The sequence below is a fragment of the Achromobacter sp. KK8 genome, from assembly GCF_054188005.1.
On record NZ_CM135178.1, the window covers coordinates 573,506 to 598,042 of the forward strand.

The following is a 24,537-nucleotide window of genomic DNA, read 5'->3' on the forward strand; positions in this document are numbered from 1 at the left end:
GGGAATTCACTGTGGTGACTGGCGGGGGGCAAGATGCCCTGGCGCCCGAGCCGCATCGGACGGATCCGGACGGCTGCATACGGCAACCAATCTACTAGTTGGTTGGTTGACTGTCAAGCATGCCGCTTCAACCCGCGACCAGCTCGGCCAGCGGCGCGTCCGCCGCCGGCCGCGCCAACGCCTGCAGGTGTTGCCACAACCGCTCGGCCTGCTCCGCCAGGATGGCATCCCCGCGCAGCAATCGCAGGCGCAGCGGCACCTCGAACGCCGCGCCACCCGCGCGTACCAGCTTGCGGGCGTCCAGGTCGCCGCGCACCAGCGACAGCGGCAGCCATGCCACGCCCAGTCCTGACAACGCCATGAGCCGCAAGCCGTCGGTAAGGCTGGCGTTGTGGCTCTGTTGCAGGTCCAGGTCCAGCCCGTCCAGCAAGGGGCGCAATGACCAGCCCAGATGGCATTCGTCCGCATAGCCCAGGAACGAGATGGCCTGGCCGTCGGCCCGCGCCAGGTCGTAAAGCGGCCGGCCCGCCGCATTGGGCGCGCTGACCGGCACCAGGCGTTCGCCGCCCAGTTCCAGCCAGCGCAGTCCGCCGCCCTCGGCGGACAGGCCGACGCGCCGCGCCACCGCCCCGCCGGCGTCGAACAGGGCCACGGCATAGTCGGCCGCGCCTTCGTCGAGCAGGGCAAGGCACTCCGGCAGGTTGTCGGACTCGACACTGAATTTGGCGTCCCGGAAATCGCTGTGCAGGCGGGGAATCCAGTCGGGGAAGAACACCGCCGACATGATGTGCGGCGCGCAAAAGCGGATCCGCTGCTGGCGGTCACGCGCGTCGGTGCGGACCGACTTGCGCAAGCCTTCCAGCGCATAGACCACCTCGGTCGCCACCGCCTGCAAGCGCAGGCCCGCGTCGGTCGGTTCCAACGCCGCCTTGCGACGGTCGAACAGCGGCACGCCGAGCCACTGCTCCAGGCCCTGGATGCGGCGGCTCAAGCCGGACACCGAAACGTGGCAGCGTTCGGACGCCCGGCTGAAGCTCCTGAGCTGGCACAGGACCAGAAAATCCTTGAGCGCGACGAGGTCGATCATGTTTGCGCATTCCTCAAAGAGAATCACCTCGAAAGTGTACTTCCGGCCTTTATTCCCAGGGACGTCTTTTCCGACGAGTGATTTGCGGATTTCGCAAACCAGCACGGCGATTCGGCAACCGTTGCGGGCCTCGGCGCCACTACGATGGGGCATCCGCCTTCTTTCCGGGAACCGTCCATGCCGCAAGCCTCCGCCCCCCGCCCGCCCGGCGTCCTCGCCCCCGTGTTGACGCCGTTCGACGCCGATCTGCTGCCGGATCCACGGCGCTTCGCGCGCCTCTGCCTGTGGCTGGCGCGGCAGGACTGCGGCCTGGCGATGTTCGGCACCAACTCGGAAGGCAATTCGCTGTCGGTGGACGAACGCCTCGACCTGCTGGACGCCGCGGTCAAGGCCGGCGTCCCCGCAGCGCGCATGTTGCCCGGCACCGGCAGCTGCGCGCTGCCCGACGCGGTCAGGCTGAGCCGCGCCGCGGTGGCGCACGGCTGCGCCGGCGTGCTGGCCTTGCCGCCGTTCTACTACAAGACGATCACCGACGATGGCCTGTTCGCCTTCTTCAGCGAACTCATCGAGCGCGTCGGCGACGCGCGCCTGCGCGTCTACCTGTATCACATCCCGCCCGTGGCGCACGTCGGCTTTTCGCACGCGCTGGTCGAACGGCTGCTCACGCGTTATCCCGTCGTCGTCGCGGGCATGAAGGACACCGGCGGCGACTGGGCCTACACCACGCGGACCCTCGAACAATTCGCCGCCGAGGGCTTCGGCGTCTACGCCGGCACCGAAACCCTGTTGCTCGAAACACTGCGCCTGGGCGGCGCGGGCTGCATCTCCGCCACCGCCAACGTCAACCCCGGCCCCATCGTGCAACTGTGGCGGTCGTGGCGCGACGCCGACGCCCAGGCCCGCCAGGACGCGCTCAATGCGCTGCGCGGCGCGTTCTCGGCCTATCCGCTGATCGCCGCCATGAAAGCCGCCATCGCGCAGGCCACCGGCGACGCCGGCTGGAACCGCCTGCGCCCGCCGCTGACGCCCCTGGACGAGCGCCAACGGCAAGCATTGGGCGACGCCTTGCAGGGCCTGTCGTTCACCATCGACGCGCTCTGATCCCCCGGGCGCCGCCACGACGGCGTGGCCCACCACAACAGCGCGTCCCACGCAGGACGCGCGACCCAAGGAGACATCATGACCCTCATCCCCACCCGCCTGCGGCACGCGTTGCCGCGCTTGCTGGCCGCTGTGCTGCTGCTGGGCGCGGCGTCGGCGCGGCCGGCCCACGCCGACGCGTCCGCGTATCCGTCGCGGCCCATCACCATCGTGATCCAGTATCCGGCAGGCGGTCCATCCGACATCCTGGCACGCATCCTCGCGCCGCGCCTGCAAGCGCGGCTGGGCCAGCCCGTCATCATCGAAGCCCGTGTCGGCGCCGGTGGCAACATCGGCACCGACGTGGTGGCCAAGGCGCAGCCCGACGGCCACACGCTGCTGCTGTCCTCCAGCGGCCCGCTGGCCATCAGTCCGTGGCTCTACCCCAGGCTGCCCTACGATCCGCTGCGCGACCTGGCTCCCGTCATTGAAGTCGCGGCGGTGCCGCTGGTCCTGCTGGTCAACCAGTCGAATCCGGCGCGCGACGCGCAGGCGCTGCTGGCCGAACTGAAGGCCAGCCCCGGCCGCTACACCTATGGTTCTTCCGGCAACGGCACGCCCCAACACCTGTCTTCCGCGCTGTTGGAATCAACCACGGGAGCGCGCGCCGTGCATGTTCCCTACAAGGGCCAGGCGCCGATGGCCATCGACCTGATGGGTGGCCAGATCGACTTCGCCATCGACAGCATGGTCTCGGCCATGCCCAACCTGACCAGCGGCCGCCTGCGCCCCCTGGCCGTCACCAGCAAGCAGCGCTCCGCGCTGCTGCCCGACGTTCCCACCCTGGACGAAGCCGGCGTGCCGGACTACGAGTCGCTGGCCTGGTACGGCCTGATGGCGCCCGCGGCGACGCCGGCGCCGGTCATCTCGCGGCTCAACCAGACCTTGCGCGACATCATGGACCAGCCCGAGGTGCGCGAGCAGATCGCACGGCTCGGCAGCCCGGCCGTGCAAGGAACGCCCGAACAGTTCGGCGCCTTCATCCGCGCCGAGCACCGGAAATGGGGCGACATCGTCCGGCGCACCGGCGCCTCCCTTGATTGACTCTCCCTCCACCGCCAGCCCGTCACGCCATGAAAATCGTCCATGCCTGCGAAAAGACCATCCCGATCGAATGCGACCTGCGCAACGCGCGGGTGGACTTCAGCGAGATGACGGCCACCGTCGTCGCCGTCGCCACCGATCAGTTCCGCGACGGTCGGCGCGTGGTGGGCTACGCCTTCAACTCCTTTGGCCGCTATGCCTGCGGCGGTCCGCTGCGCGAGCGCTTCATCCCTCGCCTGCTGGCCGCGCCGCCGTCCGACCTGCTGGACCCGGATACGCAGCGGCTCGATCCGCCCCGCGTCGCGACCGCGCTGCTGCGCCGCGAAAAAGCCGGCGCGCACGCGGAACGCTCGATGGCGGTGGGCACGCTGGAACTGGCGCTCTGGGACGCCGCCGCCAAACTGGAAGGCCGGCCGCTGTACCAGGTCCTGGCCAGCCGCTACGGCGTTGCCGGCGCCGGGCGGCCGCGCGCCATTGCCTGCTACGCGGGCGGCGGTTTCTACAAACCGACCGACGACCGCGCCCGGCTGCGCGACGAGATCCAGGGGTATCTCGACGCCGGCTATCGCGATGTCAAGATCAAGGCCGGCGGCCTGCCGCTGGCGCAGGACCTGGCGCGCATCGAGTCCGCGCTGGCGCTGCTGCATGACGGCAGCCGCCTGGCGCTGGACGCCAGTTGCGCTTTCGACCGCGACAGCGCCCTGGCATATGCGCGGGCCGTGGCGCCGTACGGCTTGCGCTGGCTGGAAGAACCCTGCGACCCGGCCGATTTCGACACCTACCGCGCCGTCAGCGAACAGTATCCCGGCATGCTCGCCGGCGGCGAGAACCTGTATTCCAAGGAAGAGGCAGAGAACTTCCTGCGCTATGGCCCGGCGCCGCACCGGGTGGTGCTGCAACCCGATCCGCCGCTGGCCTACGGCATTGGCGAATTCCACCGCATGGTGCGGCTGGCCGGGCGCCACGGCGTGCCGGCGGCCCACATCATGCCGCATGGCGGCAACCTGATGTCGCTGCACGTCGCGGCCGGCTTGGGGTTGGGCGGCGCGGAATCCTATCCCGGCCTGTTCGGCGCGTTCGGCGGCTTCGGCCGCGAAGTCGCGATCGCGGACGGCCATGCCTCGTTGCCCGCCGCGCCCGGCATCGGCTTCGAGGAACAGCCCGAGCTCTATCGCATTTTCGCCGCCTTGCCGGCCAACCCTTGATGAGGTCGAGCGTCCATGCCCTCCCCCCACACCATTTTCATCGCCGCTGACTTCGTGCTCGATCCGGCCCTGGACTCGGCGGCCGAGCGGTTGCGCGAGCAGGGCCATACCGTGGTGCGCGGCCCGCGCGCCGTGCCCGGCCGCAAGACCGTGCTGCCGCCGGAACGCCTGGGCGAACTCGTAGGCGCCGCCGACGTCATCGTCGCGACTTCGCGCGTCGTGATCGACGACGCCGTGCTGGACGCGGCGCCGCGGCTGCGCGGCGTCGTGTTCCCCTCCATCGGCACCGAATCGCTGGACCTGGCCGACGCCGGCCGGCGCGGCCTGATGGTGGCCAACGGCGCCACGCCAGAGAATTTCCAGAGCATGGCGGAAGCCACCATCATGCTGATGCTGAACCTGAGCTACGACCTGCGCGGCACCGAGGACCTGCTGCGCCGCAATGCGCCCCGCCCGGCCGCGCCGCGGGCGCGGATGCTGCAAGGCAAGACCGTCGGCCTGGTGGGCTTCGGCCGCATCGCGCGCGCCGTGGCCGACAGACTGCGCGGCTGGAACGTCGAGATCCTGGCCAGCAGCCCGCGCCTGGATCCGGCGCAGGTCCCGGCCGGCGTGCGAGCGGTCGCGCTCGATACCTTGCTGCGGGCCAGCGACATCGTCAGCCTGCACACCACGCTCACCCTGGGCAGCCGCCACCTGATCGGGCCGGCCGAATTGCGGCGCATGAAGCCCGGCGCCTTCCTCCTGAACACCGCGCGCGGCGCCTGTGTCGACGAGGCCGCCGTCCACCAGGCCCTGCGCGACGGCCTCATCGCCGGCGCTGCGCTGGACGCGTTCGAGGTGGAGCCGCTGCCGCCGGACAGCCCGCTGCGGCAACTGGACAACGCCATCCTGACCCCGCACATGGCCGGGCACACCCAGGAGCTGTATGCCTCGTTCGCGCCGGCCTGCGTGCGCAATGTGGAGGCGATACTCGCCGGTGAACTGCCGCCCCATGCATGCAATCCCTCGGCGGCGCCGGCCTGGCGCGAGCGGCTGGCCGGGCTCGATGGCGCGCGTGGCGGCGGCTTGGCGCACGCGCGGAATGCCGCGCCGCCTTTCAGAAAATGAAACGCATGCCCGCGCCGTAGGCGCGCACGTCAGCGCCCGCGCCGGCGGGCGGCACGCCGCCCAGCGTCAGCGCGGACGCTGCCGTGTTGTTCAACAGGCCATAGGACAGGTAAAACGAGATCTTGGGCGACACCGGATAGACGTAACTCGCGCCGATCACGGTGGCGCGGGCGCGGCCGTCCGGTTGCTGCAGCACTGCGCGCTGGACGTTGACCGCGAGAACACCGCGCGCAAACCGGATCACTCCGCCCGCCCAAACCGTGCCGCCATCGTGCCCCGGCTCGGGGTGCCAAGCCCGGAAATATCCGCCAGCTAGGGTCACGTTGCCCATGGGATACCGCCCTCCCACCAACAGATCGTGACGGGTGCCGGCCGCCCCGGTGAAGAACGGCGGCGTCCCTGCCACGCGCGGCAGGCGCAACTGCTGGTAGGCCGTGGTCAGCACGGCCCCGCCGCGGGCGTAGTAGGCGACCGAGGCTCCCCACATGCGATTGGCATCGGCCGGCCGTCGGTCTGGACCGCCCCAGCCTTGCGAGCCAAAGCTGCCCATCAGGCGCAGTTGCAGGCCGTCCGATGTGACAGGCGTAGCGTAGAACAGCGCATTGCTGGCGCGGCCGAAGCGCTCGGAGCCGGTGCCCGACAATTGCACGATCTGCTGCATGTTGCCGTAACCCGCCAGCTTCAGCGGGTCGACTTCCACCATCGACCAGTACAGCGGCGTGTAGTCACGCCCCAGGCTCAAGCTGCCATGACGGCTCTCAACGCCGACGTAGGCGCGCCGGTTGAAACCGCCCGCTATCGGTTGCCCACGCGGCTCGGCCGCCGTGGCGCTGGCGGGATCGCCGTAGTACGTGGCAGCCTGGCCATTGCCCAGGTTGAAATCGGTCTCCAGCTGGAACACCGCGCGCAGGCCTTCGCCAAGCTCCTCCGATCCTTGCAACCCGACCAGCGAGCCGCTGAGTATGCCGGACCGCATCGCCACCGAGCTGGCGCCGTGCCGCGCGCCATTGTCGATGTATGCCAGGCCAGCGTCCACGATGCCATACACCGTCACCGCCGCCTGCGCGCGGCACGCTCCCATGGCGCACAGCAGCGCGCAGGCGGCCAGCTTCCAGGCCGGAATGCCCATCGTCTTCCCCTCGATCCGCCCGCGGGCGGCGGCCGGCTCAGCCCATGGGCTGGCCTTGCTCGTTGAACCGCTCGCGCAGCACGTGCTTGAGCACCTTGCCCGTCACGCCCATCGGCAGCCGCTCGACGCAGACGACGTCATCGGGAATCCACCACTTGGCGATGCGCCCTTCGTACAAGGCCAACAAGGCATCGCGCGACAGGTTCATGCCGGCGCGCGGCACAACCACCAACAGCGGCCGCTCGCCCCATTTGGGATGCGGCACCGCGATGCATGCCGCCTCGGCCACCGCGGGGTGGGACATCGCGATATTTTCCAGTTCGATGGAGCTGATCCATTCGCCGCCCGATTTGATGACGTCCTTGCTGCGATCGCGTATCCGCAGCCGGCCGTCGACATCGATGGACGCGATGTCGCCGGTGGCGAACCAACCGGGATGAGCTTGCGATTCGCCGCCCCGGTAATAGCCGTCGGCAACCCATGGCCCGCGTGCCAGCAAATCGCCGCGCGCCTGGCCGTCCCACGGGAGCTCGACGCCTTGAGCATCGATGATCTTCAACTCGATGCCGAACACCGGATTGCCCTGGCTTTCCAGGATGGCGTCCCGGGCCGCTTGCGGCAGCGCCAGCTCAGCCGCCCGCAGCGTGCAACTGGTGCCCAATGGCGACAGTTCCGTCATGCCCCAGGCGTGCACCACGTCGATACCGTGCCGTTCGCGCAATGCCCGCATCAATGCCGGCGGGCATGCCGCGCCGCCGACCACCGTGCGGCGGAAGGCGCTGAACGCCAACCCGTTCTGCTCGACGTAGTCCAGCAGGCCCAGCCACACCGTCGGCACGCCAGCCGCCGAGGTCACGCCTTCTGCTTCGAACAAGGCGTGCAGCGAGGCGCCATCGAGCGCGGGGCCGGGCAGCACCAGCTTTGCCCCGGTCAACGGCGCCGCATATGGCAGCCCCCAGGCGTTGACATGAAACATCGGCACCACCGGCAGCACGGTTTCGCGCGCCGACAGATTCAGCGCGTCCGGCAGCGCCGCGGCGTAGGCGTGCAGGACGGTGGAGCGCTGCGTATAGAGCACGCCCTTGGGCGGGCCTGTGGTGCCGGAGGTGTAGCAAAGGCCGCTGGCCGTGTTCTCGTCGAGCTCGGGCCAGTCGTAGGCCTCGCCGGCGGCCGCCAGCAAGTCCTCGTAGCACGACAGGCCGGCCAAGGGCGCGGCAGCGGGCATCTGCTCGCGCCCGCACAGCATCACATAGCCCCGCACGCCCGGACAGCGCGGCGCCACCCGGCTCACCAGGTCCAGCAGGTCCAGGTCGAAGAACACGTATTGATCTTCGGCATGGTTCAGCAGATAGGCGATCTGCTCCGGATGCAGGCGCGGATTGACGGTATGGATGACGGCGCCCGATCCGGACACGGCGTAGTAAAGCTCCAGATGGCGGTAGCCGTTCCAGGCCAGCGTGGCGACGCGCTGGCCCGGCTCGACTCCCAGTCCGGCCAACGCATTGGCCAATCGGCGGCATCGCCGGTGGCAGTCGCGATAGGTATAGCGGTGGATATCGCCTTCCACGCGGCGCGATACGATTTCAGTGCTGCCGAAGCATTGGTCGGCGTGCCGCAGGAGGCTGGAAATCAACAAGGGGCGGTTCATCATCTGGCCCGGCGGGGGATTCGGTTGCATCGACGACATGGCTCCATCCAGGATTTGAGGGAAAAACGAAACACGCGCCATCGGCCAGGCACGGCCAACCCCGCGCCGGCGTGCGGGGCGGCGGCGAAGGCGGCGGATATACGGAGATTGGGCGGCCTGCTGCGTGCGACGCCGCCGGGCGCTGGCTAGCGAGCGGCGGCAGGCTCGGGACGCAACTGCCCGAACGGCACGCGCGACAGGTCCAGCAACAGCTGCGTGGCGGCCACGGTTTCACGTTGCATGCGCGCGTAGTCGACCTTGTCGGCCGTGGTCACGCCGTAATTGAGCAGGTAGTTGGGGCCGGAGATGTAGTTGATGGTTGGTATCCGGCCGCGCCCCCAGAAGTACTGCCCCTCTCCTGGCCAGACAGCGTTGTTCGGGCCGCCATCCCCCTTGGGGTTGAGCGGTGGCATGATGAAGGCCGGCCCCGCGTCCGCCTGGCGCACCATCGCTTCGGCGGCGTCCACCAGCGCCGGGATTGGCGGCATGAATACGCCGACAGGTTCGAATTTTCCGGTTGGCGCCAGCTTGCCGGTTGCGTCCGGCAGCCACTCCATCGCCCCCAGGTGCTCGATGGTCACGACGGCGGCAATGCGCGAGGCCAGCGCGTCGCCCTGATGGCGCGCCAGAAAATCCTGCACCCCGGCGCCACCCGCGAAATGTCCGCTGGACAGCATGATCATCACGCCGCGCGGCAGGGAGCTGCGCGGCAGGCGCGACAGGTAGCCTGCCATATCGACGATGGCATTGGGGCCATTGTCCTCGATGCCGTTGGTGCCGTCCGTGTGGCTGTTGATCACGATCCACTCATCCGTCGCCCCCGGAATGACGCCGATCAGGTTGCGCGTGCGCACTTGCTCCACCTGCGCGTCCAGCGTCAGCCGCAGCGCGGCGCCCTTGGCCGCCAGCGCTTTCAGGCGGCGTCCCGCGTCACGGTCCACGTACAAGGCCGGCACGGCGCGCAACTCCCGGTCGTAGGGCGCATACAGTCCCTCGGCGGTCTGCGCCGGCGCGTCGATGATGGCGATGGCGCCCACGGCGCCCGCCGCCTGCAGTTTTTCCTGCAGCGCGGTCAACACCTCCAGGACCTGGTAGGGCCGCGCATACGGCGCGCCTGGCGGCAACGAACCGGCCGGGTCGTAGGCGCGCAGCGCCAACCGATGGAAGAAATCGCCGGTAAGCGTGGCGCGCGGCAGGTCGAACAGCACGATCTTGCCAGCGACACGCTGGTCCGGCGCCGCGCCCGGCGGCAGGTACACCAGCCCCGCCTCCCGACCTTGCGCGCCGGTTCTGCCCGAATAAGGCACGTAGCCCGCGACGGCGATCCGCTCGCCGTCCGCGGCCTGCAAGGCCCAGTGCTGGGCCGACCAGCGCGCCAGCGGTAGCGATTCGAAGCGCAGGTCACGCACGCCCGCCGCCAGCAGCCGCTCGTGCAACTGGTCGACGTAGCGCTCGTGCGCGGGCGAGCCGGTGTCGCGTAGCCCCATGGCGTCCAGTTCCTCCTGCCAGCGGCGCACCTGCTCGCGCGGCAGGAATTCGCGTCCGTCCACCTTCATAGCGGCTTGCGCCGGCAAGGCCTGCGGGCCGCGAGCCTGCGGCCCGGACGCGCAAGCCGCCAGCAAGACGCATCCCACCGCGCCACACACGCCGCGCAGGTTCCTCCACTTGCTCATGCTTGTCTCCTTCGGTGATCTTGTGCCAGTTCTACCGATACTGAATGCGATTGTGCGGCAGCGCCGCGCCTGGCGGCAGACCACCGACGGGGGGTATGGCTCCCCCAAAGCGGGGTATCTGGCCGCGATCGCCGGCCGGGCCTCACGGCCCCGGCGCGATCAGGCCCGCCTTGATGGCGCAGGCCACCGCCTCGGCGCGTCGCCTGGCGCCCAGCCTCGACATGATCTTCTTGACGCTGTCCTTGACCGTGTGGGGACTGCGGTGGACGATGCCGGCGATCTCCGCATTGGACCGCCCCTGCGCCAGCAGGCCCAGGATCTTCAGGTCCGAGGCGCTCAGCCCATGCTTTTCGGCGGCCAGACGGCTGAGCATGCATTGCGCCTCGCGCAGCTTGTCATCCCCCGCCTCGCCGGCCTCAGGCGCCCCGTGCACCAGTTCGGCGATGCGCGCGTACATGGCCATCGCAATGCGCGTGCGCTCCTCCAACAGGGTCACGCGCTGCGACTTCTCGGTTACCAGCGACTGGAGCGCCTTGATCTCGTTGATGTCACGGGCGATGCCCTGGCGCCCGACCACTTGCCCGCCCCGCATCAGCGGGCCGGCGCGCACCTCGAGATGGACGATACGGCCGTCGCGATGGCGCGCCTCGACTTCGAAGAACGGCGTGCGGTCCTGTCCCAGGACGCCCTGGCGGTAGTGGCGCGAGGCGATCTGCGCCGAGTTCTCGGTCAGCACCTCGGTGAACGGCAGGCCCATCAACGCCCTGGCGCGAAATCCCAGCACGCGCTCGGCGGCCTGGTTCAGGTAGGTGAACCGGCCTTCCAGATCGAGCGTGTAGATCAGGTCGCCGGCGGCCTCGATCAAGGCCTCGAAATCCGGCGCTTGCGGTGCGCGAGCGGGCTGGCGGACAGGGTTCATGGGCGACGCCTCCTGGAAAGGGTTGCAGGCAAGCGGCCAGCCTAGGGGGTGTTGGCGTGAAAAGCAACTTCGCGCCGGCCGGCGGACAGGCGCGGCCTGTCCGCGCATGGCGGCGTCCTCAGCGCAGCGGCATCGCCACCGGGCGCAACGGCGCCGCATCGCCGCCACGGATCTTCAGCGGGCCGCCAATGAAAGCGAACTCATAGACCTTGTCGCGCGACAGTTCGTCCAGCGCCGCCAGTTCGATGATGGGCACGCCTTGCTGCGCCAGCAGGTAGGTATGCAGCGGCACGTAGTCATCGGCGACTTCCGACGGGAAGGTCTCGAAGCTGAGGTTGTCCGCGCCCAGGATCATGGCGCCGCCTTCTTCCACCAGATAGCGGGCCGCGTCCAGCCCCATGCCCGGCGGCTTGGCCATGTAGGCGGCCGGGTCGTCGTACAGCTTCATGCGGCCGGTGCGGATCAGCACGATGTCGCCCTGCTGCAGCTCGGTCTTCTGCCGCGCCAGCGCCGCCTTCAGGTCCTGGCGGGTTATGCGATACGAATCCGGCAACATGTCCACGCCCTTCAGCGCGGCCACGTCGATCAGCACCCCGCGCGCCACCAACGGCGGGAATTTCTCGATGCCGGTGCGCTTCCAGCCGCGGTCGCCCAGGTGTTCGTCGGCGCGAAATCCGTTCCAGATCCTGCCGTGGATGCCGAAGTGGTTCAGCGCGTCGATGTGCGTGCCGGTGTGGCTGTACATCGAGAACGCGGTGCCGGTGTAGCTGCGCATCGCGTTCATGTCCTTGCCCACGCCCATCGGATCATCGACTTCGGTGCCCCGCGGCGTGTGCGTCATCCAGAACTGGTAATGGGGATCGCCAGCATCCTGCCAGCTCGGCATGCCCACGTAGTATTCCGTGGCCAGGTCATAGACCTTGTCGCCGGCCACACGCGACATGACGGCGGCGCGCGAGGCCGGCGTGATGAGGTTGAGGCGGCCGATCTCGTCGTCCGGCCCCCATGGGCTGATGCCGACCTCCTGCCCGGAGGCGGGCGCGCGCGCCGGCGCGCCATGCGCAAAAGCGTTGAAACCGATGGCAGTGCCCAGCGCCACGGCGAGCAGTCTGGAAGTATGGCGGATGTTCATGATGCACCTTATGCGTGAAATCCCCGTCCGGCGGACAGGAAGAATGGAAAATGAGGGATGAGCCGGCCTGACGGCGAGGCGCGGGCCTAGGCGCGCGCCGGCATCAGCGCCAGCAGGCGATCGCGCAGATCGGCCAGCGGCAGGGTCTGCAAGCGGGCCTGGTGCGGTCCCGCGACCAGCGTCGGAATGGAGTCAATGCCCAGCCGCGCGGCGGCCGCGCGGTCTTCCCGCACGCGCCGCCGCGCTTCTTCGCCTTGCATCACGCGGGCAAATTCGGGGCGGTCGAATCCCAGCGCCGCCGCGATGTCCAGCAGGACCGCGGTATCGCCGACGTTGCGATGCTCGCTCAGGTGCGCGCGCTGGATGGCGTCGAACAGGTCCCAGTGGCCCGCCTCGCCGGCCAGCAGGTGAGCGGCCTGGCAGGCCAGCGCGCCGGCCAGGCCGCTGGGATAGTCGAAGGTCTCGCCGCGCATGCCCTCGATGTCGATACGCGGCGTGTCATCATGGCGGGCGCAGGCCTCCCAATGGCCCAGGATCACGCGCTTGGCGCGTTCCATCGAGCCGAACACACGGCGCATCTGTTCAGGCGATTCCTGCAGCACGAAGCTGCGCTGGCGCACCGTGACGCCGAGTTCGGCCGCCACCTGGCGCAGGCGCGGCGACATCACGTAGCACCAGCCGCAGACCACGTCATGGAAGAAATCCACGGTCAGCGGCGTGGCGGGCGCGGCGGCTTCGGCGGATGCGGAAGCGGAGGCCGAAGTGGCGAAAGGCGAAGTCGAAAACATGTTGGCGTCCATCTCGTTTCAATGGACGCCAGCTTACGGACGGGCAGGCCCGGGAGTAAGGCGCTCGCCGGCAGGACTTTATTCGCTGGCCGTCAAGAATCGCCGCGCATGGCGGCGGGCAGGTGCTCGGCCAGGAAGTCGACGAACGCCTTGACCTTGGGTTGCAGGTGGCGGCTGGTCGGGTAGACGGCGTAGACCTGGCGCGGCGAGCCGGGCAGCTCGGGCAGCACCCGCACCAGCCTGCCGGCCGCCAGGGCGGGCCCGGCCAGGAACGACGGCAAGGCGCCGATCCCCAGCCCCGCCTCGAGCAGGTCGCGCAGCATCAGGCTGTTGTTGACCTGGATCAGCGCGGGGCCGGCCAGCGGATCGGCCGGCTGGCCAGCGTCTTCCTCGGGAACCGGACCGGGGCTGTCGGCCAGGCTATAGCTGAGGATGTCATGCCCGCGCAACGCCTCGACGCTGTCCGGAAGGCCGCGGCGTTCCAGGTACGAAGGCGCCGCGCACAGCACCTGCGTCAGCGACGCCAGGCGACGCGCGATCAGGGAGGAATCATCCAGTTGCGCCCGCAGCCGGATCGACACGTCGAAGCCCTGCCCCACCGCGTCGACCAGCCGGTCCTCCATGGCCAGATCGAGCCGCAGCTCGGGATACTGGCGCAGGAAGCGCGCCAGCAACGGCGACAGCACGCTCAGCGCAAAGGACACCGGCGCGTTCACGCGCAGCCGTCCCGAAACGCGGCCGGACTGGCGCTTGACGGACTTCTCCAGCGCATCCAGCGCATCGAGCAGCCGGCAGCATTCGGCGTAATAGGCGGCGCCGGTGTCGGTCAGGCTCATCTTGCGGGTGGTGCGCTGGATCAGCACCGCCCCCAGGTGGGCTTCGAGGGCGCGCAGCTGCTTGCTCAGACCAGCTGACGACATGTCCAGGTCCTCGGCCGCCTTGGCGAGGCTGCCCAGTTCCACGATGCGCCGGAAGGCGCGCATATAGTTGAAGGTGTCCATGGCGGGAACGGATGCGGGGAAACCCCGCGATTCTGCAGCGATCCGCCGCATTCGCCAAACCATATCGCCCGCGAGGGGACAACGGGAGCAAGCGCTATCGGCGCTGGGCGTGGCCGTCCGGGCGGGCCGACGACACGTCGCGACCGCGCCACGGCGGCATAATCGAGGCACGTTCCCTGCCACGACAAGGAGGCTCAGGCATGTCCATCATCCGTTCCTGGCGCAAGTTCCTGGCGGCCGCCCTGCTGGCGGTCGCGGAGAGTGGCGCGGCCAGCGCAGGCGAGACCGGCGCCGAGCTGCTGCGCGCCGCCGGCGCCGGCGACCTTGCGCGCGTCCAGGCGCTGCTGGCCCGGGGCGCGCCGCTTGAAGCGCGCGACGCCGACGGCAATACGCCCCTTCTGCGGGCAACGCTGGCCAACCAGGAAGCCGTCGCCACGGCGCTCATGGCGGCGGGCGCCGACGTCAACGCCAAGAACCGCATGCAGGACAGCGCCTACCTGTACGCCGGCGCGCGCGGCCACAACGGCATCCTGGCCGAGACGCTGCGCCATGGCGCCGACCTGCGCAGCACCAATCGGTATGGCGGTACCGCCCTGATCCCGGCGTGCGAGCGCGGCCTGGTCGACACGGTGCGCATGCTGCTGCGCGCCGGCGTCGATCCCAACCATGTCAACCGGCTCGGCTGGACCGGCCTGCTGGAAGCCATCATCCTGAGCGATGGCGGCCCCGCCCACCAGGCGGTCGTCAGGCTGCTGCTCGACAATGGCGCCGACGTGAACCTGCCGGACGGCGACGGCCGCAGCCCGTTGTGGCATGCGCGCCAGCGCGGCCAGGAAGCCATCGCGACGATGCTGCAGGCCGCCGGCGCGCGCTAGGGGCGGCGCCCGGCGTCGGCGCGCATCTGCGCAGCGGCGCCGCGCGTCCCGCGCAAGCGCCGCCATGACTTGCTAAGATGCCCGCAACCGGCAATTCCATATCCCAGCCTTCCGGAGCAAAGCCTCTTGACGCGGATACGCACGACCCTGCTCTCCCTTGCCGCGCAGGCGCTGTTTTTCGCCTGCCTGGTCTCGCCCACCCTGGCCGCGCCGCCCACGCTGGCGCAATGCAACGGCATCAAGGACCTGGCCTTCGTCGCCCACCTGGATGACGACCTGCTGTTCATGAACCCGGACATCGCGTCCAACATCGCGGCCGGCGGCTGCGTGCGCGTGGTCTACCTGACGGCCAGCGACGCCGGCGAAGGCGACACCTACATGCTGGGCCGCGAGCGCGGCGTGCGCGCCGCCTACGCCTACATGGCGCGCCAGCCCGACCTCTGGAAGGAAAGCGCCGGCCACGCGGGCCAACGGCAGATCGCGCGCTTCACCCTGAGCGGCAACCCGCGTGTGCAACTGTGGCATCTGCGCCTGAAAGACCCATGGCTGGGCAAGGGCTGGGGCAGCCTCACCCCGCTGAGCCGCACCGAATCGGAACCCGGGCAGATGGTGGACACGCTCGGGCCCTACCCCGAGGTCTACTCGCGCGAGCAACTGGTCGACACCCTGGCCGAACTGATCCGCCAGTACCAGCCGACCACCGTGCGCCACCTGGACGACACCATCACGGTGCCCTACACGCAACTGTGCTGGCGCTGCGCCGGACACGGGCATCCCGACCATATCGCCAGCGCGCGGCTGGTGCGCGCGGCCATGCTGCGCGCCCCCGGCAACTATGCCGAGACCGGCTATATCGACTACCCCAGCCAGGAACGCGCCAGCAACCTCGCCGAAAACGAGATCGCCAGCAAATCGGTGATCTTCCAGCACTACGCCTGGAACGACTACCACTATTGCGCCGGCCCCACCGGCTGCAAGGAACCCGCCGGCCCCGCCGCCGCCTGGGTGCAGCGCGCCTACTACGTCTCGCGCCAGGACATGCCGCCGCAGATCTACCCCGATGGCCGCGACGGCCTGGTGGTGTACGCCGCCGGCGAAACCAATGCCGCCGTCAATCGCTGGGATTCCGGCCAGCGCCGCTGGCAGAGCCTGGGCGGGCGCACCGGCGGTCCGCTGGTCACCTTCGGCCACGCCGACGGCACCGCCGGGTTGATGGCGCGCGATCCGCTGGGCGGCGTTTGGGCCAACAAACAGCGCCACGACGGCACCTGGCAGGGCTGGCAGGCGCTGGCCGGGATCCGCGTCAGCCAGATCCCGGCGGTGGCGCCGCGCGGCGAAGCCGCCGCCGTCGCGCTCGGCTACGACGGCCTGCTGCACTGGATCGCGCCGTCCGGCATCGACGGCAGCTGGGGCCACTGGCAAAGCCTGCCGCCGCTGGACGGCGCCACCGGCGCCCCCGCGGTCGTGCGCGGCGACGACGGCCGCTACATCGTGTTTGCGTCGGCGGGCGGCGGCCAGTTGTTCTACACGCGCCAATTGCCGGCCGCCAAAGGCCAGCGCCCCGATTGGCAGCCCTGGCGCCGCGTGGCCGCGCCGGAGGCCGCCGGCGGGCTGGCCGCGATCCGCAACCACGAACACCGGGTCGAACTCTATTTCCGCCAACGCGCCAACAATCACCTGACGCGGCTGGAGGAAGCCGGCGACACCACCGACATGGAAATGGACTGGAGCGCGCCCGTCGACCTGGGCGTGCCCTACATCGGCCGCCCCGCCGTCGATGCCGACGCGCAAGGCAACGTGGTGCTGGCGATCCTCGAACGCGCGGACGGTCCGCTCTGGCTGGTCGAGCACGGCAAGCCCGCCAGGCTGCAGGCCGAAGCCACCTCGCCACCGGCGATCCATCTCGTCAATGGCACGCTATATGTAGTGGCTCGCATGGCAGGCGGCCCCCAGCGCTACCAGGTGCTGTCGCGCCGCGACGGCCTGTGGGCGGCCAACCTGACGCTGGACGGCATGCCGTCCAATGGCGGCGGCCCCTTCGCCACCCTGGCCGCGCGGCCCGCCGACCTGCCCAAGCTGGGCGCCAACGACAGCCACAACGCCGTCGTGATACGGCCCTCCTCCACCGAGCCAGGCACCTTGGCGCAGGAGCCCATGCCCAACCAGGCCTCGCGCACCGCCACGCCCACGCATGTGCAATGAGCGGTAGTGGATCCGTGCGCGACCGCGATGGCCGCGATGGCCGCGCGCAGGCGGCCGCGCCGATAAACTGGGCTATGCTTGCGACGCCGAAGGCGCATCCAATCCGGAGAGCTTCACCCCATGATCCGTCATCTGGCCCTTGCCACGTCACTGGCCGCGTTGCTCGCCTCCGGCGCCGCCCAGGCGGCCCGCGACGCCTGCCCGCAGGCCGCGGACATCGTGCGCGCGGCCTACCCGCGGGCCCCGAGCGCCGACAACGAAGGCAACATCCGCCTGGGACAGGACAACATCGTCCTGCGGATCGCCGATGCCGACTACGGCGAACCCTTTGCCGTGACGTGCAAGACATGGCCCGCCAAACCCGACCTGCTGCTGGCGGCCATTCCCCTGATGCAGGACACGCCGAATCAGGACGATGGACACCAGGGCGACCTGCGCATCCTGGTGCTGGACCGCGCCACCCTGAAGATCCGCCACGACCTCCGGTTGGAAGGGGTGATGTCGGACGATGCCGTACGCCTGTCCGACGTGTCCTTCGACACCGCCCGCTACGACGTGACCGCCGGCCGCCGCGCCTTCGGCCTGCGGATTTCCCGCGTCGGCGCCTCGCGCGCCAACCCCTTCGGCGAAACCAGCCTGCGCCTGTTCGACATCGGCCCCAAGGGCCTGGCGATGGTGCTGGACGGCCTGATCGTGCACCGCTCCGGCGGCGAATGGGACACCAACTGCGCAGGCAAGTTCTCCAGCCGCGCCGTCACCCTGTCCATGGCCGACACGGTCACCCACGAATACCGCGACATCATCACGAGCGAATCTTACGAGTCGAGCCGCGCGGCCGTGGTGCGCGGCGATTGCGAGGAAAAGGTCGTCGACAAAGGCAAAACGCCCCGCACGCTGAAGTTCGACGGCCAGCGCTATCAGATTCCGGAACGATTGCGATCGCTGGATCGGGACGGCGCGGGATAAGGCGCGACAACCGCGGCATGGGATTGGCCCAAGAGCGCAACGCCATGCTGGGCGCAACTGTCGAATGCCTTCATTGCCCTGCCTGGCGGAATCCCGCGCCAGGCTGATGCCAAGGGTTTTGCCATGATGTATGATTCGCTTCCATTCTTGCGAATGCGAATTAGAGTCGTTTGCAAAATCTAGACGGAGAGGCCCCAGCGCCGCGGGCTTGAACAGGAATGAAGGCTGACGGATACGGTGCGGCACCGTCCATGGACGTGATCTACGGCGATCACCACGAATGGCTCCAAGGGTGGCTGCGACGCCGCCTGGGCAACGCGGCCGACGCCGCCGACCTGGCCCATGACGCCTTCCTTCGCCTGCTCAGCAAGCCGGCCTCGCAAGGATTCAAGAGCTTTCCAGAGGCACGGGGCTATTTGCGCGCCATGGCCAATGGCCTGTGCGCGGACTTCTGGCGCCGCCGCGAGGTCGAACAAGCCTGGCTGGACACACTGGCCACGCGCCCTGAATCGTTCGAACCGTCGCCCGAGCAACGCGCGTTGGTCATCGAAACGCTGATGGAAATCGGCACGATGCTGAGCCGCTTGCCGCACAAGGCCGCCACCGCCTTCATCCTGGCGCAGGTGGACGGCGTGCCCTACCGCGACATCGCCCGGGACCTCGGCGTGTCGGAACGCATGGTCCAGAAATACGTCGCCCAGGGCATGCTGCAATGCGCCTTGATCGATGCCGGGCTGGGCAGATAGGAGCATGGCGCCGCCCTTGCCAAATCCGCCTCCCGGCAATGGGGCCGCGCCCTCGCCGGGCCGCTTGCAGGCGGCCGATTTCGACAGCCTGCAACAGGCCGCCGACTGGTTTGCCCTGTTGCGCGCGGATCGCGTCACCGAGCAGGACAGGAAGGCGTGGCAGGCCTGGCTGCGCGAGCGAACCGAGCACGCCACGGCATGGCATCACGTCCAAGCCGTCAGCCAGCGGTTCGAGCCGCTGCGCGTGGGTGGAGGCGAAGCGGCGCTGGCGGGCGCCGCCGCGGCCCGCAAGGGCGTGCTCAAACGGCGTCGACTGCTGGGCGGCGGCGCCATCGTGCTGGGCACGAGCTTGTTGGGCTGGCAGGGGTGGCGCCATACGCCGCTGCGCGATCAGGCACTGGCGCTTGCCGCCGACCACGCCACCGGCACGGGAGAACGGCGCGACCTGCTGCTGACAGACGGATCCAGAATCTGGCTCAACGCCAGAAGCGCAATGGATGTGGATTACCGCGACGCCGCCCGCCGCTTGACGCTGCTGGCCGGGGAGATCCTGATCGCTACGGCGCCCGACCCTGCGCGGCGGCCGTTCTATGTCGAATCCCGTTTTGGACGCATGCAGGCCTTGGGCACGCGTTTCAGCGTGCGCCTGGCGCAAGACCAGGTTCAACTGGACGTCTATGACGGCGAAGTGGCGGTGCGCAACCGTGCCGGCGCGACGGTCAACGTCATGGCAGGCGGCCAAGCCCGCTTCGACGCCGAACGGATCCTGTCCACCGCGCGCGCCGACCCCGCCCGCCAAGCGTGGAGCCGGGGCGTCGTGCTGGCCGACAACCTCCCCTTGAAAACGCTCGTCAATGAGCTGGGACGTTACCGCAAGGGCTATCTGGGCGTGGCGCCGGAAGTCGCCGACATGCTCGTCATGGGCGTATTCCCCGCCGACGACCCCGACCGCGCGCTGGACTTGCTGGAACGCAATCTGCCCGTGCGCGTGCAACGGCCACTGCCATGGTGGACATCGATCGTCGCGCGCTGACAAGAAATTTTTCCGAGAACCAGTTCGGGTTTTTGAATCTCATCCGATTTACGGAATGAGAGAAGATCAGGCCTACCCGCCGACGGTTTCCCTCTCGCTGCTCACCACCACGCCTTGAGGGACTTTCATCTCATGTTTCGCCGTACCCGCCTGCGCGCCGACCGCGCGCCCGACACCGCCCCGCGTTTTGCCATCCGGCCCTTCGCGCTTACCCTGCACCTGGCCGTTGCCGGCCTGACCGGCGGCGCGGCGGCGTGGGCGCCGACGGCGCTAGCCCAGGCCAACGACGCGCGCGACTATGCCATCCCGGCCGGCCCCTTGACCGCCGCCCTCAACCAGCTGGCCGCGGACGCCGGCGTGTTCCTGACCGCGCCGGGCACGCTCACGCAAGGCAAGGCCACGGCTGGCCTGCAGGGCCGCTACACGGTGCAGGCAGCCTTCCAGGCGCTGCTCATCGGGTCCGGGCTGCGGGCTGTCCGGCAAAGCGACAACGCGTACACCCTGCGCGCCGAGAGCGCTGATGCGAACGCAGCCGCAGTCCTGGAACCGGTCGCCGTGTTCGGCAGCTTCGACGCGCCCGTCAGCGAAGGCACGGGCAGCTACACGGTGCCCGTCAGCAACACCGCGACGAAGATGAACCTGTCGATCAGGGAAACGCCGCAATCGATCAGCGTCATCACCCGGCAGCAGATCGAGGATCAGCAGCTCAACAGCATGACCGACGTGCTGCACCAGACCCCGGGCATCACCATGTCGCAGGATGGCGGCGAACGCTTCAACATCTATTCGCGCGGCAGCGCCATGGATACCTATCAACTGGACGGCGTGACCACCACGCAGGTGAACCAGTCACGCACCATGCCGAGCACCTTGCTCGACATGGCGTTGTATGACCGCGTGGAAGTGGTGCGCGGCGCCACCGGCCTGATGACGGGAGCCGGCAGCCCCAGCGGCACCGTCAACCTGATCCGCAAGCGCCCCACGCACGAGTTCCAGGCCTACGCGCAGGTGGGAGCAGGCTCTTGGGATCTTTATCGCGCTGAAGCCGATATCTCCGGCCCTCTGAGCAGCAACGGAACGCTGCGGGGCCGGATGGTGGTCGCCAAGCAGGACAACCACACGTTCATGGACGCCTACACGCAGGACAAGGACGTGTTGTACGGCGTGGTCGAAGCCGACCTGACGGACACCACGCTGCTGCGGTTCGGCATCGACCACCAACGCTACAAGGCGACGGGCGCGCCAGGTGTGCCCTTGCTCTACACCAACGGCCAGCGGACGGACTTCACGCGCTCGACCAGCTCGGGCGCGCGCTGGATGTACGACGAATTCAAGACCACCAACTACACGCTGAACTTCGAGCAGGCATTGGCGCATGACTGGCAATTCAAGGTCGCCGCCAACCACATGGACGTGGAACGCTCCAACCTGAACGGCTCGTATCGGGTGGGTTCGGGCCGCTCGTTCCTGGACCAGGCCACGGGCCGCGCGGGCATGCTGGCCTACCGGGCTGGCGCGACGCAAACCCAGACCGGCGTGGACGTGACGATCCAGGGCCCGTTCGATCTGGGCGGTCGGACGCATGATTTCATTGCGGGCTTCAATTTCCAGCACTACGAGAACAAGCACAAAGGCTGGGACGTAGGCGTGTCCACGGTCGATTTCAGCACCTGGGGCAACAACATGGCGCGGCCGGGCAACACCGGAACCGTGGGCGAGATCTTCAATGTGAAGTCACGCCAGAATGGCAGCTATGCGGCGCTGCGTCTGAACCCGGTCAATGACGTGCACCTGATCCTGGGCGCCCGACGGTCCGACTACAACTACGACTATTACTATGAAAGCCCGGCCGACAGCTTCCTGCAAACCTACACCATGCGCGCGCGCGGCGAAATCACCCCTTACGCGGGCATTGTCTACGACCTGACGCCCGAGCAATCGGTCTACGCCAGCTACACCGACATCTTCCAGCCGCAATCGTCCCAGGATCGCAATGGCAACGTGCTCGACCCCATCGTGGGCAAGAACTACGAGATGGGCTGGAAAGGGGAATTCCTGAACCGTCGCCTGAACACCAGCGTGGCGATCTACCGGTCCCAGAAAGACAACGTCGCCGAACTGGACGCGGGCTATACGGTGCCGGGCACGGACAACGCGGCTTACCGCGCGGCCAAAGGCGCGAGAACCACCGGCATCGACCTGGAAGTGGCCGGCGAAATCCTGCCGGGTTGGAACATGCATGCGGGATTCAGCCATGCCAAAACCGAAGACGCGCAAGGCGCGCAGTTGCTGACCCAGCAGCCGGTCGACACGCTGCGCCTGTGGACCACGTACCGGCTGGGCGGGGCGTGGAACAGGCTGACGGTGGGCGGCGGCGTCGACTGGACGTCGAAGACCTCGTTGTACTTCAGCCGTTATGACAGCACGGTCAAGCAGGACGCGTACACGGTGGTCAACCTGATGGCACGCTACCAGTTCAACAAGAAGCTGGCCGCGACGTTGAACATCAACAACCTGTTCGACAAGGCCTACTATCAGGGCATCGGTGGCAGTTATGGACATTACGGTTCGCCACGATTCGCCGGCGTGACGCTGCGCTACGATTTTTGAGAGGGCATGAGGCCGACAGGAAGCGCTTCGACGACATCGAGGTGGCGGCACCTCATCGACAGGCATCCGTGTAGCTTGCGTCCAGATACCGCTACAGAACGATGCCTGTCAGCAAGCGAGTCGGAAATGCGTTGCAGAGGTACTCCACGAAGGCGGTGACCTTGGTACTGACCAGCCGACGGGAATTGTGAAGCACCCAGAGTTCGATGGGTCGATCCAGCATGCGGCCCCAGACGACGAGATCACGCCTGGCCATGGCGGTCTCGATCAACGACCTGGGGAGCAATGCCGCGCCCGCTCCCGCCACTACGGCATCACGCATCGCCAGAACTGACGACATTCGAATACGCACGTCCGGCATGACGCTGTTCAGCGTATCGCCATCCTGATAGCGCCACACTCCCCCATCGTATCTGGTCGCATACACGATCGCGGGCACGGACGCGGCCTCCCCTTCGGGCACGGCGGCGGGGCGCTTGAGCGCGGGTGAGGCGACGAGCAGCATTTCGTCCCGGGCAAAGCAACGTCCGACCAGCGTTGCGTCGGGACTCGGATTGATCCGGATGACGGCGTCGTAGCCGTCCTCCACCAAATCGATGTTGCGGTCTTCGGCGATGATCTCCAGCCTGACCTGCGGATAGGCCTTCGCGAAGCCGGCCGCCAGACGCCCCAGCAACGTGGACGAGAACAGCACGGGAGCGCTGACGCGCAACCGGCCTCGCGGTGTGGCCCGGCCGGCGACAGCGAGTTCCGTCGCCTCCACGATTTCGCCAAGCGGGCCCTGGATACGTTCCAACAAGGCCTGCCCTTCGTCCGTCAAGCGAAGCGAGCGTGAGCCTCGCTCAAGCAGCCGTATCCCCAGGCTTTGCTCCAGGTCCATGATGCGCCTGGACAAGGTGGCCTTGGGCCGGCCGCTCGCGCGGCTGGCTTTTCCGAAACCACCTTGCGACGCAACCAGATGGAAGTCGGCCAGTGTGGATAGATCCATAGTTTGATCCATATTTGAGACGATATGTCTAAATAATATAGTCTTCATCTCGTTTTTGAAACGTTCTACTGTGTGTCCGCACGCTTCCGGCGCCATTTCCGGACCTACACAGGAGAACCGCATGACCACGCTTTGGGATCCGATCCGCATCGGACGCATGAATCTTCCGCATCGCCTGGCGATGTCCCCGCTCACCCGCAGCCGCGCGATGCCCGACGGCACGCCGAGCGAATTCGCCGCCGAGTACTACTCGCAACGCGCCTCGCTGGGGCTGCTGATCTCGGAAGGCACGCAGCCGTCCGAGGATGGCCAGGGATTTCTCAATTCGCCGGGCCTGCATTCCGACGCCCATGTCGCGGGTTGGCGTGAAATCGCTGACGCAGTGCATGCGCAAGGGGGCCACCTATTCATCCAGATCATGCATGCGGGACGCATGTCGCATCCGGACAATACGCCGCATCACCGCCCGGCGGTGGCCCCATCGGCGATCGCGCCCGACGCGCAAATCTACACCCCCACGGGCTTGAAACAGGTTCCCCGGCCGCGGGCGCTGTCCCTGGCGGAAATCCAAGGCACGGTCGCCGACTTCCGCCTGGCCGCGGCCCGCGCGGTTGAAGCAGGCGCGGATGGCGTGGAGATCCACGCCGCCAATGGATATCTGATCCAGCAATTCCTTTCTCCCAACGCGAATACCCGCGAGGACATCTACGGCGGCTCGATCGCCAATCGCATGCGCTTTGCGCTGGAAGTCGCCACGGCGGTCGCGCAAGAGATCGGGGCCGACCGCACGGGCATCCGCCTTTCGCCAGGATCCCGTCTGGGCGGCATCGACGAAGGATCGAACCATGACGAGCTGTATCGCGCGTTGGTGGCCGAGCTTGCCAAGCTGGGCCTGGCATACCTTCATATCGCCCATAACGGCGATGAGCCGCTCTTGCAGGCCATCCGGGCGTTGTGGCCGGGCGCCCTGCTGGTCAACCGCGTAAACCGGCCGCTGGAACTGATCGGGCAGGACATTGAGTCGGGCCTGGCCGACGTGTCGCCGGTGGGCCGTTGGGCTCTCGCGAATCCGGATCTGGTGCATCGCTTACGCGCCGGACACGCGTTGAACGAAGCCGATCCGCAGACCTTCTACGGCGGCGGCGCGCGCGGCTATACGGACTACCCGCGGTTGCAGGATCAAGCGCAGGTCCCGGGCTGATTTC

20 protein-coding genes are annotated in these 24,537 nt (G+C 68.4%); 11 read left to right on the plus strand and 9 right to left on the minus strand.

Annotation, left to right across the window (positions count from 1 at the left end):
* Positions 1 to 127 precede the first annotated feature (127 nt).
* On the minus strand, positions 128 to 1,087 hold the full coding sequence (locus ACVN9Z_RS02775) for a LysR family transcriptional regulator (RefSeq protein WP_172999954.1): 960 nt from the start codon (positions 1,085 to 1,087) through the stop codon (positions 128 to 130).
* A gap of 177 nt (positions 1,088 to 1,264) precedes the next feature.
* Here ACVN9Z_RS02775 and ACVN9Z_RS02780 point away from each other — a divergent pair, with 177 nt between their 5' ends.
* The 4 genes from ACVN9Z_RS02780 to ACVN9Z_RS02795 all read left to right on the plus strand — a co-directional run bounded on the left by ACVN9Z_RS02780 (position 1,265) and on the right by ACVN9Z_RS02795 (position 5,583).
* Positions 1,265 to 2,188: a dihydrodipicolinate synthase family protein gene (locus ACVN9Z_RS02780; protein ID WP_049051717.1), complete on the plus strand. Its 924-nt coding sequence runs from the start codon at positions 1,265 to 1,267 to the stop codon at positions 2,186 to 2,188.
* A gap of 78 nt (positions 2,189 to 2,266) precedes the next feature.
* Positions 2,267 to 3,271 (plus strand): Bug family tripartite tricarboxylate transporter substrate binding protein, encoded by a 1,005-nt coding sequence (locus tag ACVN9Z_RS02785; RefSeq protein ID WP_054505236.1) that lies wholly within the window; start codon positions 2,267 to 2,269, stop codon positions 3,269 to 3,271.
* Positions 3,272 to 3,300: 29 nt separating this feature from the next.
* Positions 3,301 to 4,476 carry an enolase C-terminal domain-like protein gene (locus ACVN9Z_RS02790; protein WP_054437683.1) on the plus strand — a complete coding sequence of 392 codons (1,176 nt, stop codon included), beginning with the start codon at positions 3,301 to 3,303 and terminating at the stop codon, positions 4,474 to 4,476.
* 15 nt (positions 4,477 to 4,491) lie between these two features.
* On the plus strand, positions 4,492 to 5,583 hold the full coding sequence (locus ACVN9Z_RS02795; protein WP_458213072.1) for a 2-hydroxyacid dehydrogenase: 1,092 nt from the start codon (positions 4,492 to 4,494) through the stop codon (positions 5,581 to 5,583).
* Here the strand turns inward: ACVN9Z_RS02795 and ACVN9Z_RS02800 are convergent.
* The 7 genes from ACVN9Z_RS02800 to ACVN9Z_RS02830 all read right to left on the minus strand — a co-directional run bounded on the left by ACVN9Z_RS02800 (position 5,573) and on the right by ACVN9Z_RS02830 (position 13,912).
* On the minus strand, positions 5,573 to 6,712 hold the full coding sequence (locus ACVN9Z_RS02800; protein ID WP_020926432.1) for a porin: 1,140 nt from the start codon (positions 6,710 to 6,712) through the stop codon (positions 5,573 to 5,575). The genes ACVN9Z_RS02795 and ACVN9Z_RS02800 overlap by 11 nt on opposite strands.
* A gap of 37 nt (positions 6,713 to 6,749) precedes the next feature.
* Complete coding sequence (locus tag ACVN9Z_RS02805; RefSeq protein WP_026384059.1) at positions 6,750 to 8,399, minus strand: 3-(methylthio)propionyl-CoA ligase; 1,650 nt, start codon at positions 8,397 to 8,399, stop codon at positions 6,750 to 6,752.
* Between the two features lie 146 nt (positions 8,400 to 8,545).
* Complete coding sequence (locus tag ACVN9Z_RS02810) at positions 8,546 to 10,072, minus strand: PA domain protein (protein ID WP_458213073.1); 1,527 nt, start codon at positions 10,070 to 10,072, stop codon at positions 8,546 to 8,548.
* Between the two features lie 142 nt (positions 10,073 to 10,214).
* Positions 10,215 to 10,991 carry a PAS domain S-box protein gene (locus ACVN9Z_RS02815; protein WP_006385988.1) on the minus strand — a complete coding sequence of 259 codons (777 nt, stop codon included), beginning with the start codon at positions 10,989 to 10,991 and terminating at the stop codon, positions 10,215 to 10,217.
* A 118-nt stretch (positions 10,992 to 11,109) separates the two neighbouring features.
* Entirely contained in the window at positions 11,110 to 12,123 is a 1,014-nt protein-coding gene (locus ACVN9Z_RS02820; protein ID WP_112957971.1) for a cyclase family protein, read from the minus strand.
* A gap of 86 nt (positions 12,124 to 12,209) precedes the next feature.
* Positions 12,210 to 12,911, minus strand: a complete 702-nt coding sequence (locus ACVN9Z_RS02825) for a DsbA family oxidoreductase (protein ID WP_232066999.1) — start codon at positions 12,909 to 12,911, stop codon at positions 12,210 to 12,212.
* A gap of 92 nt (positions 12,912 to 13,003) precedes the next feature.
* Complete coding sequence (locus ACVN9Z_RS02830; RefSeq protein WP_112957972.1) at positions 13,004 to 13,912, minus strand: LysR family transcriptional regulator; 909 nt, start codon at positions 13,910 to 13,912, stop codon at positions 13,004 to 13,006.
* A 200-nt stretch (positions 13,913 to 14,112) separates the two neighbouring features.
* Between ACVN9Z_RS02830 and ACVN9Z_RS02835 the strand changes: the two genes are divergently transcribed.
* From ACVN9Z_RS02835 to ACVN9Z_RS02860, 6 genes are all read left to right on the plus strand, one after another.
* Positions 14,113 to 14,787, plus strand: coding sequence for an ankyrin repeat domain-containing protein (locus ACVN9Z_RS02835; RefSeq protein WP_020926427.1), 675 nt, complete (start codon positions 14,113 to 14,115; stop codon positions 14,785 to 14,787).
* A gap of 126 nt (positions 14,788 to 14,913) precedes the next feature.
* Positions 14,914 to 16,989, plus strand: a complete 2,076-nt coding sequence (locus ACVN9Z_RS02840; protein ID WP_238911298.1) for a PIG-L family deacetylase — start codon at positions 14,914 to 14,916, stop codon at positions 16,987 to 16,989.
* 120 nt (positions 16,990 to 17,109) lie between these two features.
* The gene (locus tag ACVN9Z_RS02845; protein ID WP_054442757.1) at positions 17,110 to 17,955 is read left to right on the plus strand and encodes a PA3715 family protein; all 846 of its coding nucleotides are present in this window, start codon (positions 17,110 to 17,112) and stop codon (positions 17,953 to 17,955) included.
* Between the two features lie 218 nt (positions 17,956 to 18,173).
* Entirely contained in the window at positions 18,174 to 18,701 is a 528-nt protein-coding gene (locus tag ACVN9Z_RS02850) for a sigma-70 family RNA polymerase sigma factor (RefSeq protein ID WP_054497265.1), read from the plus strand.
* Between the two features lie 4 nt (positions 18,702 to 18,705).
* Positions 18,706 to 19,734 carry a FecR domain-containing protein gene (locus tag ACVN9Z_RS02855; RefSeq protein ID WP_458213074.1) on the plus strand — a complete coding sequence of 343 codons (1,029 nt, stop codon included), beginning with the start codon at positions 18,706 to 18,708 and terminating at the stop codon, positions 19,732 to 19,734.
* Between the two features lie 132 nt (positions 19,735 to 19,866).
* Positions 19,867 to 22,344, plus strand: coding sequence for a TonB-dependent siderophore receptor (locus ACVN9Z_RS02860; RefSeq protein WP_427200008.1), 2,478 nt, complete (start codon positions 19,867 to 19,869; stop codon positions 22,342 to 22,344).
* Positions 22,345 to 22,435: 91 nt separating this feature from the next.
* On the opposite strand, the gene ACVN9Z_RS02865 is transcribed toward ACVN9Z_RS02860, so the two are convergent.
* Positions 22,436 to 23,332, minus strand: coding sequence for a LysR family transcriptional regulator (locus ACVN9Z_RS02865; protein WP_155872313.1), 897 nt, complete (start codon positions 23,330 to 23,332; stop codon positions 22,436 to 22,438).
* Positions 23,333 to 23,453: 121 nt separating this feature from the next.
* On the opposite strand from ACVN9Z_RS02865, the gene ACVN9Z_RS02870 reads away from it, so the two are divergent.
* Positions 23,454 to 24,533 (plus strand): alkene reductase, encoded by a 1,080-nt coding sequence (locus ACVN9Z_RS02870; RefSeq protein WP_155872311.1) that lies wholly within the window; start codon positions 23,454 to 23,456, stop codon positions 24,531 to 24,533.
* Positions 24,534 to 24,537: the final 4 nt, after the last annotated feature.

Bases quoted from the DNA above. Each gene is read 5' to 3' on its own strand.
- ACVN9Z_RS02860 (WP_427200008.1), top strand. From the start codon at position 19,867: ATGTTTCGCCGTACCCGCCTGCGCGCCGACCGCGCGCCCGACACCGCC.
- ACVN9Z_RS02820 (WP_112957971.1), bottom strand. From the start codon at position 12,123: ATGAACATCCGCCATACTTCCAGACTGCTCGCCGTGGCGCTGGGCACT.
- ACVN9Z_RS02835 (WP_020926427.1), top strand. From the start codon at position 14,113: ATGTCCATCATCCGTTCCTGGCGCAAGTTCCTGGCGGCCGCCCTGCTG.
- ACVN9Z_RS02830 (WP_112957972.1), bottom strand. From the start codon at position 13,912: ATGGACACCTTCAACTATATGCGCGCCTTCCGGCGCATCGTGGAACTG.
- ACVN9Z_RS02855 (WP_458213074.1), top strand. From the start codon at position 18,706: ATGGCGCCGCCCTTGCCAAATCCGCCTCCCGGCAATGGGGCCGCGCCC.
- ACVN9Z_RS02785 (WP_054505236.1), top strand. From the start codon at position 2,267: ATGACCCTCATCCCCACCCGCCTGCGGCACGCGTTGCCGCGCTTGCTG.
- ACVN9Z_RS02800 (WP_020926432.1), bottom strand. From the start codon at position 6,712: ATGGGCATTCCGGCCTGGAAGCTGGCCGCCTGCGCGCTGCTGTGCGCC.
- ACVN9Z_RS02780 (WP_049051717.1), top strand. From the start codon at position 1,265: ATGCCGCAAGCCTCCGCCCCCCGCCCGCCCGGCGTCCTCGCCCCCGTG.
- ACVN9Z_RS02790 (WP_054437683.1), top strand. From the start codon at position 3,301: ATGAAAATCGTCCATGCCTGCGAAAAGACCATCCCGATCGAATGCGAC.
- ACVN9Z_RS02825 (WP_232066999.1), bottom strand. From the start codon at position 12,911: ATGTTTTCGACTTCGCCTTTCGCCACTTCGGCCTCCGCTTCCGCATCC.
- ACVN9Z_RS02795 (WP_458213072.1), top strand. From the start codon at position 4,492: ATGCCCTCCCCCCACACCATTTTCATCGCCGCTGACTTCGTGCTCGAT.
- ACVN9Z_RS02865 (WP_155872313.1), bottom strand. From the start codon at position 23,332: ATGGATCTATCCACACTGGCCGACTTCCATCTGGTTGCGTCGCAAGGT.
- ACVN9Z_RS02805 (WP_026384059.1), bottom strand. From the start codon at position 8,399: ATGTCGTCGATGCAACCGAATCCCCCGCCGGGCCAGATGATGAACCGC.
- ACVN9Z_RS02845 (WP_054442757.1), top strand. From the start codon at position 17,110: ATGATCCGTCATCTGGCCCTTGCCACGTCACTGGCCGCGTTGCTCGCC.
- ACVN9Z_RS02815 (WP_006385988.1), bottom strand. From the start codon at position 10,991: ATGAACCCTGTCCGCCAGCCCGCTCGCGCACCGCAAGCGCCGGATTTC.
- ACVN9Z_RS02870 (WP_155872311.1), top strand. From the start codon at position 23,454: ATGACCACGCTTTGGGATCCGATCCGCATCGGACGCATGAATCTTCCG.
- ACVN9Z_RS02775 (WP_172999954.1), bottom strand. From the start codon at position 1,087: ATGATCGACCTCGTCGCGCTCAAGGATTTTCTGGTCCTGTGCCAGCTC.
- ACVN9Z_RS02810 (WP_458213073.1), bottom strand. From the start codon at position 10,072: ATGAGCAAGTGGAGGAACCTGCGCGGCGTGTGTGGCGCGGTGGGATGC.
- ACVN9Z_RS02850 (WP_054497265.1), top strand. From the start codon at position 18,174: ATGAAGGCTGACGGATACGGTGCGGCACCGTCCATGGACGTGATCTAC.